The organism is Lentzea sokolovensis, assembly GCF_033949975.1.
In the GTDB taxonomy this organism is placed as follows: Bacteria; Actinomycetota; Actinomycetes; order Mycobacteriales; family Pseudonocardiaceae; genus Lentzea; species Lentzea sokolovensis.
The window spans coordinates 643,341-660,588 of the sequence record NZ_JAXAVU010000004.1 but is presented as its reverse complement, the minus strand read 5'-3'; the positions used below and the strand labels follow the sequence as shown (position 1 = coordinate 660,588).

At 70.6% G+C, this 17,248-nt stretch carries 12 protein-coding genes and 1 pseudogene; 6 read left to right on the top strand and 7 right to left on the bottom strand.

The features are described 5' to 3' along the window. Positions 1–11 precede the first annotated feature (11 nt). The 4 genes from SK854_RS08540 to SK854_RS08525 all read left to right on the top strand — a co-directional run bounded on the left by SK854_RS08540 (position 12) and on the right by SK854_RS08525 (position 4,261). On the top strand, positions 12–1,238 hold the full coding sequence (locus SK854_RS08540) for an aspartate aminotransferase family protein (protein WP_319974456.1): 1,227 nt from the start codon (positions 12–14) through the stop codon (positions 1,236–1,238). Between the two features lie 67 nt (positions 1,239–1,305). Next, on the top strand, positions 1,306–2,322 hold the full coding sequence (locus SK854_RS08535; protein ID WP_319974455.1) for a sensor histidine kinase: 1,017 nt from the start codon (positions 1,306–1,308) through the stop codon (positions 2,320–2,322). Continuing rightward, positions 2,319–2,945, top strand: coding sequence for a response regulator transcription factor (locus SK854_RS08530; protein WP_319974454.1), 627 nt, complete (start codon positions 2,319–2,321; stop codon positions 2,943–2,945). Before SK854_RS08535 ends, SK854_RS08530 begins: the two co-directional genes overlap by 4 nt. Before the next feature lie 185 nt (positions 2,946–3,130). Beyond that, positions 3,131–4,261 (top strand): glycosyltransferase 87 family protein, encoded by a 1,131-nt coding sequence (locus tag SK854_RS08525; RefSeq protein ID WP_319974453.1) that lies wholly within the window; start codon positions 3,131–3,133, stop codon positions 4,259–4,261. On the opposite strand, the gene SK854_RS08520 is transcribed toward SK854_RS08525, so the two are convergent. After that, entirely contained in the window at positions 4,192–5,385 is a 1,194-nt protein-coding gene (locus tag SK854_RS08520; protein WP_319974452.1) for a S8/S53 family peptidase, read from the bottom strand. The genes SK854_RS08525 and SK854_RS08520 overlap by 70 nt on opposite strands. 94 nt (positions 5,386–5,479) lie before the next feature. Here SK854_RS08520 and SK854_RS08515 point away from each other — a divergent pair, with 94 nt between their 5' ends. After that, positions 5,480–7,945, top strand: coding sequence for a CHAT domain-containing protein (locus tag SK854_RS08515; protein WP_319974451.1), 2,466 nt, complete (start codon positions 5,480–5,482; stop codon positions 7,943–7,945). A 43-nt stretch (positions 7,946–7,988) separates the two neighbouring features. On the opposite strand, the gene SK854_RS08510 is transcribed toward SK854_RS08515, so the two are convergent. The 3 genes and pseudogenes from SK854_RS08510 to SK854_RS08500 form a co-directional block, all read right to left on the bottom strand. After that, entirely contained in the window at positions 7,989–8,375 is a 387-nt protein-coding gene (locus tag SK854_RS08510; RefSeq protein WP_319974901.1) for a carbohydrate-binding protein, read from the bottom strand. A gap of 27 nt (positions 8,376–8,402) precedes the next feature. After that, positions 8,403–10,211: pseudogene (locus tag SK854_RS08505) on the bottom strand (glycoside hydrolase family 3 protein); the annotation flags it as partial. Positions 10,212–10,342: 131 nt separating this feature from the next. Then, positions 10,343–10,885: an SMI1/KNR4 family protein gene (locus tag SK854_RS08500; protein ID WP_319974450.1), complete on the bottom strand. Its 543-nt coding sequence runs from the start codon at positions 10,883–10,885 to the stop codon at positions 10,343–10,345. A 64-nt stretch (positions 10,886–10,949) separates the two neighbouring features. Here SK854_RS08500 and SK854_RS08495 point away from each other — a divergent pair, with 64 nt between their 5' ends. Then, positions 10,950–11,324 carry a nitroreductase family deazaflavin-dependent oxidoreductase gene (locus SK854_RS08495; protein WP_319974449.1) on the top strand — a complete coding sequence of 125 codons (375 nt, stop codon included), beginning with the start codon at positions 10,950–10,952 and terminating at the stop codon, positions 11,322–11,324. Here the strand turns inward: SK854_RS08495 and SK854_RS08490 are convergent. The 3 genes from SK854_RS08490 to SK854_RS08480 are packed head-to-tail and all read right to left on the bottom strand — an operon-like array spanning position 11,321 to position 16,926. Continuing rightward, entirely contained in the window at positions 11,321–14,188 is a 2,868-nt protein-coding gene (locus tag SK854_RS08490) for an ATP-binding protein (RefSeq protein WP_319974448.1), read from the bottom strand. The two genes, SK854_RS08495 and SK854_RS08490, sit on opposite strands and share 4 nt — an antisense overlap. Before the next feature lie 57 nt (positions 14,189–14,245). Next, positions 14,246–14,467, bottom strand: coding sequence for a hypothetical protein (locus SK854_RS08485; RefSeq protein ID WP_319974447.1), 222 nt, complete (start codon positions 14,465–14,467; stop codon positions 14,246–14,248). A gap of 56 nt (positions 14,468–14,523) precedes the next feature. Beyond that, entirely contained in the window at positions 14,524–16,926 is a 2,403-nt protein-coding gene (locus SK854_RS08480; RefSeq protein ID WP_319974446.1) for a type 2 lanthipeptide synthetase LanM family protein, read from the bottom strand. Positions 16,927–17,248: the final 322 nt, after the last annotated feature.

Sequence of the window (17,248 nt, the reverse complement as noted above, 5' to 3'; positions counted from 1 at the left end):
GCGTTTTCCGCATGGAGACTTTCTGGGACGACGTCGACCGCCACCTCGTCCGCTACGGCGGCACGTTCACGCGCGAGATCATCGACAGCGCGTCGGGAAGCTTCCTGTTCACCGAGGACGGCCGCCGCATCCTGGACTTCACGTCCGGGCAGATGAGCGCGATCCTCGGCCACTCGCACCCGCGCATCGTCGAGACCGTGCAGCGGCAGATCGCGAATCTCGACCACCTGTTCAGCGGCATGCTCAGCCGCCCGGTGGTCGATCTGGCCCGCAGGCTCTCCGACACGCTGCCCGAGTCGCTGTCGAAGGTGCAGCTGCTGACCACCGGCGCCGAGTCGAACGAGGCCGCGCTGCGCATGGCCAAGCTCGTCACCGGCAAGCACGAGGTGGTGGCGTTCGCCCGCTCGTGGCACGGCATGACCGCCGCCGCGGCCGCCGCGACCTACAGCGCGGGCCGCAAGGGCTACGGGCCCGCCACGCCCGGCAACTTCGCGATCCCGGCGCCGTCCGGCGACTGGCAGGCGCAGCTCGACCTGGCGTTCGACCTGATCGACGCGCAGTCCGTGGGATCGCTGGCGGCCTGCATCGTCGAGCCGATCCTGAGCTCCGGCGGCATCCTCGAACCGCCGCCGGGTTACTTCGCCGCGTTGTCGGCCAAGTGTCGTGAGCGCGGGATGTTGCTGATCATGGACGAGGCGCAGACCGGACTGTGCCGCACGGGCAACTGGTACGCGTTCGAGCGGGACGGCGTGGTGCCGGACATCCTGACGCTGTCGAAGACTCTGGGCGCCGGGTTGCCGCTGGCCGCCGTGATCACGTCCGCGGAGATCGAGGCGGAGGCGTACGCCCGCAACTACCTGTTCTTCACCACACACGTGTCGGACCCGTTGGTGGCCGCGGTGGGCAACACCGTGCTGGACGTGCTCGTCGAGGAACGACTGGACGAACGGGCGGCGAAGCTCGGCGCGTTCCTGCGCAACGGGCTGGACGACATCGCCGCGCGCCACTCGCTGGTGTCGGACGTGCGGGGGCGTGGCCTGCTGGTCGGGCTGGAGATCGCGGACGAGTCGCTGAGCGCGCCGATCACCCAGAAGTGCCTGGACCTGGGGCTGCACATGAACATCGTGCAGATCCCCGGGATGGGCGGGGTGTTCCGGATCGCGCCGCCGCTGACGGCGTCGGAGGAGGAGTTGGCGCTCGGGCTGGGCATCCTGGACGAGGCGATCGGGTCGGCCTGACCATCTGGCCATTCGTCTCGGCTGGAAGGTCGAGGCAGGCCGGTTCCGCTGCTCGTACGATCCCCGCGTGGGGGAACTTCGCCGTAAACCGCTGATCATCGCCACTGTTCTGCTGTGCGCCGCCGTGTTCGCGGTCACCGGACGGATCATCGGCTTCGACCGGGCACTGCACCTGATCAGCGGTCCCGGCGTCGGCGAGTCGGCGTTCGACCACCCGGTGTACACGATCGCCGAGTCGGCGGTCGTGCTGGTTCTCGTGTTCACGCACGCCTGGCGCGCACCTGTGCTCCTGGCGGTGCCGTCGATCGTGGCACTCGTGCTCGTCGTCGAACACGCCGCGTTCTACCGCCCGCACATATCGCTGTCCCGCGCGGACGCCGTTCAGCTGATGCTGATCCTGAGCATCATCATGGCCGCGGGCGGTCTGCTGTTGCGGATGCGAGAGCGGTCGCGAGCCGCGCTGGCCGCGGCGGCGGAAGAACGGGCTCGCCGGGACGAGCGGCTCGACATGGCGCGCGAGCTGCACGACGTCGTGGCGCACCACGTCACGGGCATGCTGGTGCAGGCGCAGGCCGCGCTCGTGGTGGCGCAGCAGGACAAGGACAAGGCGTGCGAGATGCTGCCGGGCATCGTCGAGGGCGGCACGGACGCGTTGGGGGCGATGAGCGCGATGGTCAGGACGTTGCGGGACAACGGAGCCGCGACCGCGACCACCGATCTGACGGCGGACCTGCACCGGCTCGTGGAGAGGTCGGGGCTGCCGGTGCGGACGAGCATCGAGCTGACCGGCGACGTGCGCCCGGAACTGGGGCGGTCGGTGCTGCGGCTGGTGCAGGAGGCGTTGACCAACACCCGCAAGCACGCCTTCGACGCCACGAGCGTAGAAGTGGACGTGCACCTCACGGACGAAGCAGTGCTGCTGTCCGTTGTGGACAACGGGAAGGTGCGACCAACGCAGTCGGGCGGGTTCGGGCTGGTGGGCATGCGGGAACGGGTGCACGAACTGGGAGGGCGGTTCTTCGCGGGTGCCACTGGAGAAGGCTGGCTCGTCACCGCCGAGCTCCCGCTGGAGGTGCGTGCGTGATCTCCGTGCTCATCGCCGAGGACCAGGACATGGTGCGGGCCGGGTTCCGGCTGATCCTGGAGGCGCAGCCGGACATCACCGTGGTCGCCGACGTGGCGGACGGGGTGAGCGCGGTGCAGCGCGCCCGTGAGCTGGAACCGCAGGTGTGCCTCGTGGACGTGCGGATGCCCGGCCTCGACGGGCTGGAGGTCACCCGGCAGCTCGTTCCGCACACCCAGGTCGTGGTCGTGACGACGTTCGACAGCGACGAGGTGCTGAACAAGGCTCTGGACCTCGGTGCCTGCGGGTTCCTCACGAAGGACGCCAGTCCCGGGCTGCTGGCCGAGGCGGTCAGGTCGGCGGCGCGCGGAGACGTGCTCGTGTCACCCCAGGTGGTTCTGCGGGTGCTGCGCCGGTCGGTGCGGCCGGTCGCGAGTGCTGACGTGGGTGTGCTGAACGAACGTGAGCTCGACGTCGTGCGGCGCGTCGCGCAGGGACTGAGCAACAACGAGATCGCCGCCGCGATGAAGGTCTCCGTGTCGTCGGTCAAGGCCTACCTGGCATCCGTGCAGACCAAGGTCGGTGCGCGCAACCGCGTCGAGATCGTCGCGTGGGCGTTCCGCTCGCACGTGGTGGCCGGCTGACCATGGCCGGATGGCCAGTTCCCTGCTCGCTGTCGTCCTTACGGCCATGATCTTGCGGCTCTGCGGCCGATCCGGCGGTACCCGTCGTGCCAGCAGGCTCGTCCACAACGGATTTCGTTGTGGACGAAGGGTTCTGGACTGTGCTGGATCAGGTGCGGAGGTTCGGGTGGTGGCCCCTCAGTGCGATGCCCCGGGTCGATCCCCAGCGGATCTGGGTCGTCGTGGCCGCCTGCCTGCTTCTCTGGGTGTTCGTGCGGGCCTTCGGCTCCGGTCTGCTGGATCTGCGGGTGTACCTCGCGGGCGGCGAGGCGTGGCGGGCGGGCACGGACCTCTACACCTCGGACTTCCAGGGCCCCAGGGATCTGCCGTTCACCTATCCGCCGTTCGCCGCCGTGCTGTTCAGCGGTCTGGCCAAGTTTCCGTTGCCGCTCAACGCTTTGCTGTTCACCGCGGCGGGCATCGCGCTCTTCACCGCCGCCTGTGTCGTCGCGGCGCCGCGCCTGCGGACGGGCCTCGGCCTGGCCGCGCTGGGACTGCTGCTCGAACCGTTGCGCGGCGGCCTGGACCTCGGTCAGGTCAACATGATCCTGATCGGCCTGGTCGCCGCAGACTGCCTGCTGCCGCGCACCCCGTGGCCGCGCGGCCTTCTTGTCGGACTCGCCGCCGCGATCAAGCTGACTCCGGCGATCTTCGTGCTGTTCTTCCTGGCCCGCGGGCGATGGCGGCCCGCGCTGACCGCCGTGGCGACGTTCGCGGCGTGCGGTCTGCTCGGCTGGGGTCTCGCGCCGGAGCAGTCGAAGCAGTTCTGGTTCCACGCGATGCTCGACCCGGAACGCGTCGGCGGCCTCTCCTACAGCGCGAACCAGTCGTTGCGCGGCCTGCTGTTCCGGCTCGGCGCGCCCGAGCCGATGTGGTTCGTCGCGGCAGCGGCCGTGCTCGCGGTGACTGTCGTGCTGCTGCCGCGGCTGCGCGACGACCTCACGGCCCTCGTCGCGGTCGCGGCAGCGGGTCTGCTGATCTCGCCGGTGTCCTGGTCGCACCACTGGGTGTGGATCGCGCCCGCGTTGATGCTGCTGGGCGGGCGCGTCAGGATCGCGGTCGTGGCGGTGTTCGCGGTCGGTCCGCACTGGCTGCTGCCGACCGCGGGCGACCGTGAACTGACGTGGACGTGGTGGCAGCACCTCGTCGGCAACGCCTACGTCTGGCTGGGCCTCGCGTTCCTCTGCTGGTGCGCGGTCCTGTCCGCTCAGGCCGTCGGGCGCGGCCAGGCGAACTCGTCGACCAGGGGACCGGCGACCACCCGTGCCAGCGCCTGAGCGGCGTCCATGCCGGAAGAGGGCATCTCCGCGGCGATGAGGCCGCCGAGGTACGCCGCCGCGCAGGAGGTGCCTCGCCACGTCGCGTACCCCGTGATGAGGTCGGTGGCGGGGTCGCCCTTGAACATCGTCACCGTCGCGGAGGCCAGATAGGTGCTGGTGAACGTGTCGTCGACCTCCGGCTGAACGATGTGCGTCACCCACGGCAGATCAGGGCTGTAGTGCGTGGTCGGGTCGGGGTCGGGCAGGTCGGGCACTCCGGCGGCGATCACACCGGGCAGTGCCGCGGGCCACGTCGCGGAGTTGCGGGTGACCAGCGACGAGGTCATGCCGAGAAAGCCCCCGTGGTTGCCGGCCGCCGCGACGACGGTGATGTGCGGGCTGAGCCGTTCGACCGCCCGTTCGAGGATCAGCGGCGGCTGGCCGTCGTGGGTGCGGCAGCCGTTGGCCATCACGATCAGGTGAACGCGGTCCTCCGGCTTGTCCGCGAGGAACGTCGCCAGCTTCTTGACCACCTCCCACGCCTCGGCCTTGCCGTCAGGACCCAGCGCGGCGCGCGGGACCACCGTGGCGCCGGGTGCCGTCTTGAGGATCAGCCCGGCGACGAAGACACCGTGGCCCTCCTCGAAGTAGCTGGTTCCCTGCCGGTCTTTGGTGAACCAGTCGTGGTCGGAGGCGTGGACGGAGGTCTTGGGGAGCTGGAAGTGCTGGTAGATCTTGGTGTCCACCATGCCGACGCGCACGCCCTGGCCCGCGTCGCCCTGGATCCACGGACCGTCGTGAGTGGCGGGCATCGGGTTCCAGAACGCCTGGCTCTTGGTCTGCGGGTAGGCGCCGAAGACGTTCCCCATCTTCCGGTTCTTGCCGATCAGCGGTGTCCAGCCGCCGCTGCGTCCCGCGATCCGTGCGCGCACCTCGGTGAGCACCGGGTCGAGGTCGGTGACGGGGTTCTGCGTGTCCCCGTGTTTCAGCGTGAGCAGTGTCAGGTCGAACTCGGGTATGGCGTCCTTGACGGCGTCCTCGATGTGCAGTTCGCCGAGCACGTGCCGCACGGCGCCGAGGTGGTGGGTGTCGACGACGAGCTCGTCGAGAACGGCGGTCGTGTTGTCCTGTTCGGGGTTCATCTCAGCCTCCGTTGGGGGTCTCCGGTGAACCGATGCCGGAACGCCTCGACCTGATACCTGGCGAAGAACGGCCTCGCCGTGCACATTGGTCATCATGCTGGCGGGATCGGTGTTACACGCGGCGAGCGAAGCGATGCGGCTCGCCGACGTCGACCCGATCAGGGCGATTCCGCTGGCAGCACAGGTCGTGAGGAATTCTCGCGACGACGTTCCCGCCCTCGCGCTGGCCGAGCAGGCGTGGGGCCACGCGCTGTGCCAGACCGGCCAGATCGGCGAGGCGGTCACGCACCTGCGTCGCGCGGTCAGGCTGGGGACGGGCAAGGCGGCGGCCGAGAGCCGGATGAAGCTCGCGTTCGCGCTCGTGCAGCAGGGGAGACCCACGTCCGCGCTGCGCGAGGTGGACTTGGCCGTTCCCCTGCTGGGTGCGCGCGCTCGAAGCCAGCGCGCGGTGATCCTCTACCACCTCGGCAGGCTCGACGACGCCTTCGCCGACTATCAGGCCGCCGACCGCGCGTTGCGCCGGGGCGGCGAGAAGCTGGCCGTCCAGCGGAACCTCGTCAACCGGGGCATCGTGCAGGCCGAACGCCAGAACTTCGGGCTCGCGGTGAGGGATCTGGTGGAGGCGGAGGGGCTGGCGCGCGACCTCGGCCGTGACCTCGCGGTCGGCATCATCGCCGAGAACCTGGGCTTCGTGGAGAGCCGCCGCGGCGACGTCCCGGCCGCGCTCGCGCACTTCGACCGGGCCGAGGAGATCATCGCGCGGAACGGCGGCCGCCTCGCACCCGTTCTCTTCGACCGCGCGGAGTTGCTGCTGTCCGTCGGTCTGGCCGGCGAAGCGCGAGAACACGCTTCGCAGGCCGTCACGGCGTTCCGCACCGAGGGACGCAGGCTGATGGTCCCCGAGACGTTGTTGCTGCTGGCCGACGCGGCGTTGCTCGGCCGCGACTGGGCCGCCGCCGGTCGGCACGCGCGCGCCGCCCTGGCCCAGTTCGTCCGCCAGGGCCGCGACCAGCACGCCGCCTTCGCGCGGGCAACGGTGCTGCGCGCCGCGTTGAGCGCCGGAAAGCCCTGCCGGATCAGCGATCCCGACGCGATGGTGGCCGCACTGCACGGCAGGCCCGCCGTGCAGGCGCACCTCGACCTGGCCGTGGTGGCGAGGCGCCGAAGACAACCGGCTCGCGCGGTCGCGCACCTGACCACCGCGAGCCAGGCGCGGACACGTGGCCCGGCGACGCTGCGGGCGCGCGGCTGGTACGCCGAAGCCCTGCTGCACGAACACACCGCCCCTCAACGCGCCGCGGCCGCCGCCAGGCGAGGTCTGCGCATCCTCGACGAGAACCACGCCGCCCTCGGCGCCGGTGACCTCCGCGCCCACTCGGCCACCCACCGCGCGGACCTCGCCGAACTGGGCCTGCGCGTGGCGCTGAGGTCCGGCAGGCTCGCCGACGTCTTCGAATGGGCCGAACGCGGCCGCGCGAGCCGCTTCCTGCACCGCCCGGTCCGCCCGCCGGACGATCCCGAACTCGCCGCGCTGCTGCAGTCGTTGCGCGCCACGAAGCTCACCCACCGCCAGGTGGAGCTGGAACGCCGGATCAAGAACCGCAGCCGCCTGCTCCGCGCGACCGGCCCCGGCCCGTCCGAGCCGGTGCGGCCCGCCGAACTGGACCTCGGCGGCCGGGTGCTCGTCCAGTACGTCGAGGCCGACGGTGACCTGCTCGCGTTGACCCTCACCGACCGGCGCCTGGATCTGCGCGTCGTGGGCCCGGTCCGCGAGGTGGCCGACCTGCTCGAACGCGTGCCGTTCGCGTTGCGGCACTTGGCCCGCCGCCCGCGTCCGGAGATCCTGCAGCTGCTGCGCACCACGACGTCCACATTGGACTCGCTGCTGCTGCCGCGCTGCGACAGACCGCTGGTGGTCGTGCCGACGGGCCTGCTGCACAACGTGCCGTGGTCGACTTTGCCGTCGTGCCGCGGAAAACCGGTCGTCGTCGCACCCTCGGCGACGTCGTGGCGCAGCGCCGCCTCCCGGCCTGCTCGCCCACGCACGTTCGCCGTGGCGAGTGGCCCCGGGCTGCCCGGTGCGGAGGAGGAGGCACAGGCCATCGCGGACCTCCACGCCACCACGAACCCGCGTGACGCGACGGTCGACGACGTCCTGAAAGCGCTGGCCACGGCCAGCACCGTGCATCTGGCCGCGCACGGCCGCCTGAACCCGGACAACCCGCTGTTCTCCGCGCTGGACCTGCACGACGGCCCACTCGTGGTCTACGACGTGCAACGCCTCGAACAGGTCCCGGACACCGTGATCATGGCCGCGTGCGACGTCGGCCGTTCGGTCGTCGTGTCCGGCAACGAACTCCTCGGCCTCGCCGCCACGTTCCTCGAACGCGGGACCGCGCAGCTGATCGCCCCGGTCGTGCCGGTGCCGGACGCGGAGACCAAGGACCTGATGCTCGGCGTGCACCGCCGGTTGCGCGACGGCCGTTCGCCCGCGGCGGCGCTGGCCGAGGCACAGGAGGAACTGGGCCGGCCCAACGGTTTCGTGTGCGTGGGAGCGTAGAGCTGAACGGGGCTCCCGCCCGGAACCCCGTTCAGCCTCACGACTACCGAGCGAACTGGAACCAGTTCACGTTCGCCAGGTCGCCACCCGTGCCACCGGTCGCCACCAGGTACAACCGGTGCACCCCGGTGGCGCCGGACGCCGCGGCCGTGCGGCTGGCCCACGTCTGCCACCCACCCGTGCTCGCCGCCGAGACGGTCGCGACCAGCGGGCCGGTCGGGCTGTCCAGACGGAACTGCAGGGTGCCGTTCGCCGTGGAACCGGACGCGAGCCGCGTGGTCACCGAGGTCGGGGGAGTGGCGCCGAAGTCGACGTCCGCGTAGGCCACGTAGTCGCCCGGCGTCAGGTAGCCGACGTTCTGCCCGCAGCCCGAGTCGGTGCACCGCTCGACCTGCGTGCCGCTCTGCTCGTCGTAGTACGAGGCGCCGATCAGCGCGTACGCGTTCTGCGTGGCCGGGAACTGGGCGCCGAAACCGTACGGGAACAGCGGTGTCTTGCCGTCGCCGACGTTGATCGGTTGCTGCGAGGCGCTCTGCATCCACGTGAACGGCAGCGTGCCGGTCGGCCGGTAGTCGCCGAACAGGACGTCCGCGACGCCGTTGCCCTCGGTGCCAGGCAGCCAGGCCGCGACCAGCGAGTGCCACTGCGGCAGCTGCGCCGCGATGTCCAGCGGGCGGCCGGAGACGAGCACCACCACGACCGGGACACCGGTGGCGCGCAACGTGTTCAGGGTCGCGATGTCCTCGGCGTCGAGACCCAGGCCGCCGGGCCGGTCGCCCGCGCCCTCGGTGTACGGGGTCTCGCCGACGACGGCGATCGCGGCCTGGTACGTGCCGTCGACGCCGGTGCCGTTGCGGTTGTACGTCACCGTGGTCGAGGTCGACACGGCCGAGCGGATGCCCTGCAGCACAGTGGTTCCCGGCGTCACCGCGCCGCTGCCGCCCTGCCAGGAGATCGTCCAGCCGCCGCTCTGGTAGCCGATGTTGTCCGCGCTCTTGCCCGCCACGAAGATCTTCGACGCGGTCTTGGGCAGCGGCAGCACACCGTTCTGGTTCTTCAGCAGCACCTGCGACTTGCGCACGGCCTCACGGGCCAGCGCGCGGTGCGCGGCGTTGCCGACGGTCGGCGTGTAGGCGCGGTCGGTCAGCGGTTTCTCGAACAGGCCGAGCTCGAACTTCTTGGTGAGGATGCGGCGGTTGGCGTCGTCGATGCGCGACATCGGCACGCGGCCCGCCTGCACCTCCTGCTTGAGGTAGGTGATGAACTGGCGCCACGCGGTCGGCACCATGATCATGTCGAGGCCGGCGTTGATCGAGTCGCGCACCTCGGCGGCGGTGAAGCCGGTCTGACCGTCGATCTGGTCGATCGCGTTCCAGTCCGACACGACGAGGCCGCTGAAGCCGAGCTCGTTCTTCAGCACGTCGGTGATCAGGTACTTGTGGCCGTGCAGCTTCGTGCCGTTCCAGCTGCTGTAGGTGATCATCACCGAACCGACGCCCTTGGCGATGGCGTCGCGGAACGGCGGCAGGTGCGTCGCGCGCAGCTCGGCCTCGCTGACCTGCGTGTTGCCCTGGTCGGTGCCGTTGGTCGTGCCGCCGTCGCCGATGTAGTGCTTGGCCGTGGCGAGCACCGAACCGGAGTCCGACAGCTTCGAGCCCTGCAGTCCGGTGATCATCGTCGTCATCGACGTGGCGTCCTGCGGCGTCTCACCGAACGACTCGTAGGTGCGGCCCCAGCGGTCGTTGCGCGCGACGCACAGGCACGGTGCGAAGTCCCAGTCGATGCCGGTGCCCGACACCTCCTCGGCCGTGGCGCGCCCGATCCGCTGCACCAGCGCAGGGTCGCGCGTCGCGCCCAGGCCGATGTTGTGCGGGAAGATCGTGGCGCCGACGACGTTGTTGTGGCCGTGCACGGCGTCGACGCCGTAGATCATCGGAATGCCCAGCGGCGTCGCGATCGCCGCGCGCTGGAAGTTGTCGTACATGTTCGCCCACGACGTGGCGTTGTTCGGTGACGGCGCGGAACCGCCACCGGACAGCAGCGACCCGATCCGGAAGTTCGTCAGGTCGGCGGTGCTGACCGAGTTGCGCTCGGCCTGCGTCATCTGCCCGACCTTCTCGTCGAGCGACATGCGGCCTAGCAGGTCGGCGACCCGCGCCGGAATCGGCTGCGCCGGGTCCTTGTAGATCGGGTCGGCCGCGGCGGCCGTACCGGTGGGGATGACGGCGGCACTGAGCAGTAGTGCGGCCGCGAGGAACTTTCTCACAGGGCAGACCTCCGGAGGACGAGGTCCTGTTTACCTTGCGGCACAACAGGGTTCGCCGAGCGTAACCCGCGTTCACAAAGTGGTATAGACCATCGGGGAACCGGAACCAGTACCGGTTCCCCTCGCCAGCCCTAACGACACCAGGACTGCACGGTCTCCGCGAAATCGGGGAACTCCGCCCGTGCCTTGGCGAGCACCTCGGCCGGTGTGCGCGGCTCGATCCCGGAGTACTTCTCCGCGACGGCACGCAGTTCGGCGTTCGGCACACCGGTGTCCGACCCGAACTCGACGGCCTCCTGCGGTCCCACACCACCCGCGAGCAACCACAGGAACTCGCCCAGGCTCGTCGCGACGGGCCCGACCTCACCCTCCGACCCGAAGAACACGACGGGCTGCGCGGCCAGCGGCCCTTCCCTCACCAGCCACAGCACGGCCAGTCCGCCGGTGCCGTCCTGCCCGAACGGCCGGAACGCGTCCCCGTCCAGCTCTTCGTTGCCGGTCCACGACCGAATCCAGTCGGTCGTCTCCTCGGCGGAGTCGAACTCCTGGTAAGGCTCGTAGTCCATGTTTCCCGGCGAGGGCTCGTCGGCCTTCTCGTCGTACTCCCAGGGGAAGTCGATGCCGCTCAGTGCGGCCAGTGCGGCGGGGAAGTCCCGGTCGTCAGTGATCTCCACGCGCGCACGCTACTTCAACAGATCGCCTGCGGTCCGCGTCTTGAGTCCTGGAGAGGAGTCCGACATGCCTATGCCCAGATGGTGGGGCCACATCAACAAACGCGTGTTCAACCCGCGCGCGATCAAGAGCGGCAAGTGGGCGGTGCTCACCCACGTGGGCCGCAGCTCGGGAATGCCCTACCGCACGCCGATGGAGGCGCACCCGGTCGACGGCGGCTACCTGGTCGTCCTGGTCTACGGATCGAACTCGGACTGGGTCCGCAACGTCATGGCGTCCGGTCGCGCGCGGTTGACGGTCGACGGCGAGGAGCTCGAACTGACCGCACCGCGCGTGGTCGGTGAGGCGGAGGCGTTCGCGGCACTGGCCGACGACGTGAAACGTCCGCCGAAATCGCTCCGCATCAAGGAGTTCCTCCGGATGGACCTCGCCGCGAACTAGTCCGACTGCTCGGTGGCGAGCTTGCCCAGCGCGTGCCTGTTGGTCAGCCCCGTCTTCGTGAGCAGGCTCGACACGTGCTTCTCGACGGTCCGCCGCGACAGGTGCAGCTGCGCGGCGATCTCGTTGTTGGCCAACCGGACCCCGAGCAGCCGCAGCACCTCGTACTCGCGGACGGTCACGCCGGCCAGCCGCAGCTCGTCGGGCACCTCGTCGGCGCCGGAGCGGCGCTGCGTCACCCGCACGCCCATCAGTCGCAGCTGGGCGCGGCAGGCTCCGGCCACGGCGGCGATGCCGGCGTCGTGGAAGTGGTGTTCGGCGGCGCGCAGCCAGGTTTCCGGGTCGCCCCAGCCGTCGCGGGCGGCGGCCTCGCTGACGAGTCGCAGGCCCAGGTGGCGGGCCATCGGGTAGGGGTGGCCGACGTCGCCGCTGTCCTGGACCTGGGCCAGGGCGGCGTCCTTGTCGCCTTCGGCACCGGCCAGCACGGCGGAGGCCAGCAGAGCGAAGTGGTGGTCCCAGCGTAGGCCCGCGGCCGGGTCGGCGACGACCTCGTCGTACTCGGCTCTGGTCAGATCGCCGTCCACGGCTCTGAGCAACAGGGAGAGGCCCAGGCGGCCGGTCAGGTGGTAGGTCGTGGGGGTGGCGCGTTCGGCGGCCAACGCCAGTGCGAGATCGGCCCGCGCCCTCGGTCTGTCCTCTTCGAGGAGCGAGCAGAACGTCGCCGCGAGACCGTGCAGGCGCGCGGTGTGTTGTTCGCCGCCCGGCTCGGACAGCACGGACCAGGCTTCGGTCAACGTCGTCCGGTCGCCGCGGTGGCCCGCCAGCACGGCTCGCAGCACCGACATGAACTGGCTGATCTCCTGCAGTCCCAGTCGTTTCGCGGCGGAGGAGACGTCGTCGACGACCAGGGAGGCGGCGGCGAAGTCGGCGCGCAGCACGAGTTGCAGGCCGATGTTGACCTCGGACTGGTAGCGGGCGATCACCGCGCCGATCCGGGACGCCAGGTCGCGGGCCTGTTCGAGGCGGCCGAGGTCGCCGGAGCGCAGGGCGTCGTCGAGGCCCAGGCGCACGAGGGCGTGGATCTCCCAGATCGGCAGGTCGTGCGCGATCGCGAAGGCGCGGCTGCGTTCCAGGTACGCCGTCGCGCGGGCCGGGTCGCGACGGCGGGTCAGCGCACCGAGAAGTTGCCACGCCTGGCAGGCGACGACCGGGAGCGGGACGCGTTCGGCCACGGTCGCGGCACGCAGCGCGGTCTCCTCGGCGCGTTCGAGGCTGCCCTGTTCGGCGCGGTCCAGTTCCAGGTGGGCGGCCACGACGTCCACGGGCGCGCACTCCTCGGGAGGGGCGTCACCCAGCAACGCCCGCGCGATCTCCACCTGGGCGAGGCCGTCGGACGTGCGGCCGGCCAGGTTCGCCGCCCACGCCAGCTGCGTGTGCAGGCGGGCGCGGTGCGGGCGGTCGAGGCCCGAGCTGTCGAAGCTCATGGCCAGCGCGCGGTCGACCTGTCCGGCCTCGGTCAGCGCCAGCAACTGGGCTTCGAGCGCCTCGAAGCGCTGGACGGGGTCCTCGACGAGTTCCAGCGAGCGTTCCAGCAACGTGACGGCCGACTGCGCGGCGCCCTGGGCCAGTGCTCGTCGTCCGGCTTCGGCGTAGAGCGCACCGGCCTCGGCGGTCTGGCCGGCCGACTCCCGCAGCGTCGCGCAGAGGTGGCACCAGTCGCCGGGCACGCCGGGGTAGCGCTTCTCGACGGCGTCGGCCGCGCGCCGGGCCAGGGACGACTGGACGTCCTCGGGGATCAGGGTCAGGACCGCGTCGGCGACCAGCGCGTGCGTGAAGAGGTACCAGTCGGGGGTGTGGTCGTCGGGGCCGATCAGGTGCGCGACGGGTTCGCTCTGCAGGTGGCGCAGCAGTGTGCGGTAGTCGAGGCCGGTGACCTCGCGGACGACGGTCAGCGGGAACCTGAGCCCGATCACGGCCGCGACCGACACGAACTCGCGCGCCTGGTCGTTCAGGCGGCCGAACCGGCCGGCCACGCTGTGCACCAACGCGGACGGCGGCACTCCGGCCTCGCCCATGCACCAGACGTCCCCGGTCCGCACGAGGTGCCCGTCCGAGACGATCTCGTCGAGCAGTTCCTCCACGAACAGCGGAAGCCCGCCGCTGCCCGCCCACAGCAGATCCAGTGTGGGCGCGGGCAAGGCGCCCTCCAGGCACGCGCCCGCGAGCGCCGACACCTGCTCGTGCTTGAAACGCCGGAGCTCGATGAGCGTGGCGGAGTCGCGTTTGCTGGTGGCGCGGGCGAACTCCAGCGCCGCGCTGTCGTCGTCGCGCATGGTCGCGAGCAGCAACGTGGGCTGGTGCGAGATGTTGTCGATGACGTACTCGAGCACTGCCAACGTATCCGGGTCGGCGTACTGCAGATCGTCGATGACGACCGCACATCCGCCGTCGCGGCCCACGAGTTCGGTCAGCCGGAGCACGCCCTCGGCGAGCACGATCAGTGAGCTGCTCGACGCGTCGTCGGCCGGGGCGCCCCAGTCGGGGTTGAGGCGGGCGAGTGCCGGACGGTAGGGGCCCAGCTCGTCGATGTCGACGGTGGTGCCCAGGCGTTGCAACGACAGCAACGCTTCGCTCAAACAGCGGAACGGGATCGTGCGGCTCATGGCGCTGCCGCGGCCGCGCATGATGCTCATCCCGCTCTGGTACGCGAGGTCTGTCGCGGCGGTGGCGAGCCGGGATTTGCCGATCCCGGCTTCACCGGTCAGGAATACGACCTGACCCCTCCCCGTAGCGACTTTCGCCAACGTCGTCCTGATCAGTCCCAGCTCATGGTCACGACCGACGACGACTGGTGCACGTAATGCCACTTGCACATGAGATCACGACCTGCCACACAACGGTGACATACGGTCAGAAATCGGGCGTCAGTTTTCCGGACGGCAACAAGTGGAACCGTTCCCACCACCGTTGACGGACACGACGGAGTCGAGCACGACGTCGGCGCTGGTCGGCGCCGCGGCGCTCGGACCTGCGGCGATGACGCCGGCGGAGAGAACGACGCCGGTCAGCGCGGCGATCCGCAGGCCGATCTTCCTGGTGGTGGCGCGAACCGAGGCGGACTGGTCGTGGGTCTCCGGCAATCTCATTGCTTCTCCTGTTGGTGAGTAACGGTTTCCTGCGCTACCCCGATCGACGGGGAAGATCAGTTCCCTGCTTCGAAACGCAGGACGGACGGCGTCCGTTCCGGGAATCCCAGGCGCAGCAGGCCCATCCCGAGCCCGGCGAGTCCGGTGAGGAGTCCTGGGGTGGGCACGCGGTCCGGGGTGACGCAGCGGGGACCGTCGCGGCGCAACGTGGCCAGCACTTCGCCCGTACGGCGGTGCCGGGTCGCGGCGGACCAGCCGGTCACCGACACGTCCGCATGGCCGAGTTCCCCGTGGCACAAGGACAAGTCGTCGTCCGTCCATTTGGAAGCATCGTGCTGGCACCACTGGTCGGGGCCGGTCGGTCCGTCCGGGTACCGCTCGGCCAGCTCACGTGCGTCGGAGCAGCCGATCTCCGCGTCCAGCGCCCGCATCGCCGCCGCCAGGCCGTGTTCCGGTTCGAACTCCGCCGCGGCACTTGCCAGCCGAACGGTCGTGCGGGCCCAGCGAGCGACCTCGTCGTCGTCCAGCAGCGTGGCGATTCTGGCGAGCCCGTAACCGATTCCGGCGAACCCGGTCAGGCCGCCGGAGCCGACCGCGGCGATGAGGTCGTCGTTGCCCCTGAGCGCGGCCAGCAGGTCCGGCACCGTCGCGAGCGCACGGCGTGCGACGTCGGTGTAGCGGCAGACCTCGCTGATCCGGCCGAGCTGGGCCAGGAACAGCGCCACGCCCGTGTAGCCGTGCGCGAGTCCGGCGCCCATCGGCAGCACCAGCCACCGCGTGTCGCCCACGGGTTCGAGACCGATCCAGTTGATCCGCTCGGTGCCGTAGCTGGTCGTCACGATCCGGTCGGCGATCGCGCAGGCCGCGGACAGCACCTCGTCCGTGCCGACGGCGTGCTGCCGCACCTTGCCCGGCCCCGCTCCGGTGACCGCGACACGGCGGGTCGCCAGTGCCGCGGCGATCACCCACTCCTGGTCGTCGCGGTCGAACTCGTCGAACTCGGACAGGCACGCGAGCGCGTCCTCCAGCCCGGACGTGGCGAGCACACCGGGAAGCTTTCCCTTGGCGGACACCAGGTCGTGGCCGTCCGCGCGAGTCGTGAACAACGGGACGTCGCCCGTGTCCAGCTCAGTCGCCTCGAGTTCGGCCAGACCGGGCAGGAAGTCCGTCGCGCAGGCCGTCGTGAACGCGGCGAGCCGGACACCTGCGTCGCGCAGGAACTCCGGTCCGCGGGCGGCGGCGAGGAGTCCGGCGTACTGGGCCGTCGGCCGGGGCACGATTCGCACCGGCACGGAGGCGCATCCGGCCAGCAGGGCGGCGAACTCCGCGCTGTGCAAGGAGATCGCGTCGTAGGTCTGCCGGAACCCGGACAGCACGGCGTCCGCGTGGTCGGCGGCCTCGACGGCCTGGCCCTGCCACGTCGGGCGGTTGGCGGCGCCGATCACGAACTCGGGCCTGAGGACCGCGCGCATCCGGTCGGTGCCGGCGTCGAGCCATTCGGTTGTGGCGCTGGAGGTCTCCTGCCCGGCGTCGCCGCCGACGCCGGAGATGTCCACGAGCCCGTGCCGTCCGGCGACGGCGGGCAGGAGGCCGGTGCGGGCGACCGAACGGCCGAGTGCGACGACGGCGGGATCGGGTCGTTCACCGGGCAGCTGGGCCTGGAAGAGGGTCTCCACGTCGATCAGCAGCGGCTGGTCCACGCGGGTGATCACGTTCTGGTGGTGCATGTCCGTGGCGCGCAGCAGGTGCAGCACCGCGAGCAGGCCACCAAGTCGCAGGTAGTACGCCGTGGCGTCGGCGCAGGGCAGTGGAGCCGGCTCGACGTGCTCGGTCCAGCCGTAGCCGTCGCCCGGCACCGCCTTGACGGTCGCGAGACCGAGGTCCACCAGGTCGTTCACCAGCTCGACGACGTGCGTGAGCGCGAGGTGGGCGTCGACGCCGCGCGGCTTGTAGACCAGCCGCTGCCCGTCCGCGAGCTCCAGGACCGTCGTCGCCCGTCCGCCCCGGTGCCGATCTCCGCCGGGACGGGCCGCGACGAGCGCGGACTTCGTGTCGAGCAGCGTGCCGGTCAGGCGGTCCTGGTCGGCGGCATAGCGCGTGGCGAGCTCGGTGATGACCTCGACCGCGGTGTCGCGTTCCCCGTCCAGCTCCCGGACGAGCACGGGGTAGTGCTCGAAGTGGGCACGGGTGAGGAAGTCCTGGAACCGCTCGTGCTCGTCCGCTCCCTTGAGGTCGTCCGCCTGCCCCATCTCGTGCACGAGAGCCGGCGCCGCGAGGCGGGTGAGCCGGGTGGTGAGGAGCCCGGCGCACGAGGCGACCAGTGCGGACGGATCAACGGCGTGCTCGGGCAGTGCGTCCAGAGCGGCGTGCAGACGGGCGCTCGCCGCGGCCACCCAAGGCTCCACGACGTGCGCGAACACGTCCGTGGGAGCGGGTGTGGCGCGGCAGGCGATCTCCATGAGACGAAGCGTGCCAGGGCGCTACCGGCGGGTCATGGGTGTAGAACACCACCATTGGCCGGCCGTTGCGCATGGGCCATTACGCATGCTCACCCATGCCGCTCGCGAATCGCTTGAGCGCATGCCGGTCGCACCTCTCCCCGTAGTGGCTCAGAGCTGCGGTTTCCGAATGGTGGTGGCCGCCACGGATGAGGTTTTCGCTGGTGGACGGCAGATTTGTGTCAGGCCGCAACGGGGCCTGAAACACCGAGAACCACTACACGGAGGTGCATTCCGATGGAGAAGATCGTCGACGCGACCGACCTGCTGACCATGGGCTTCG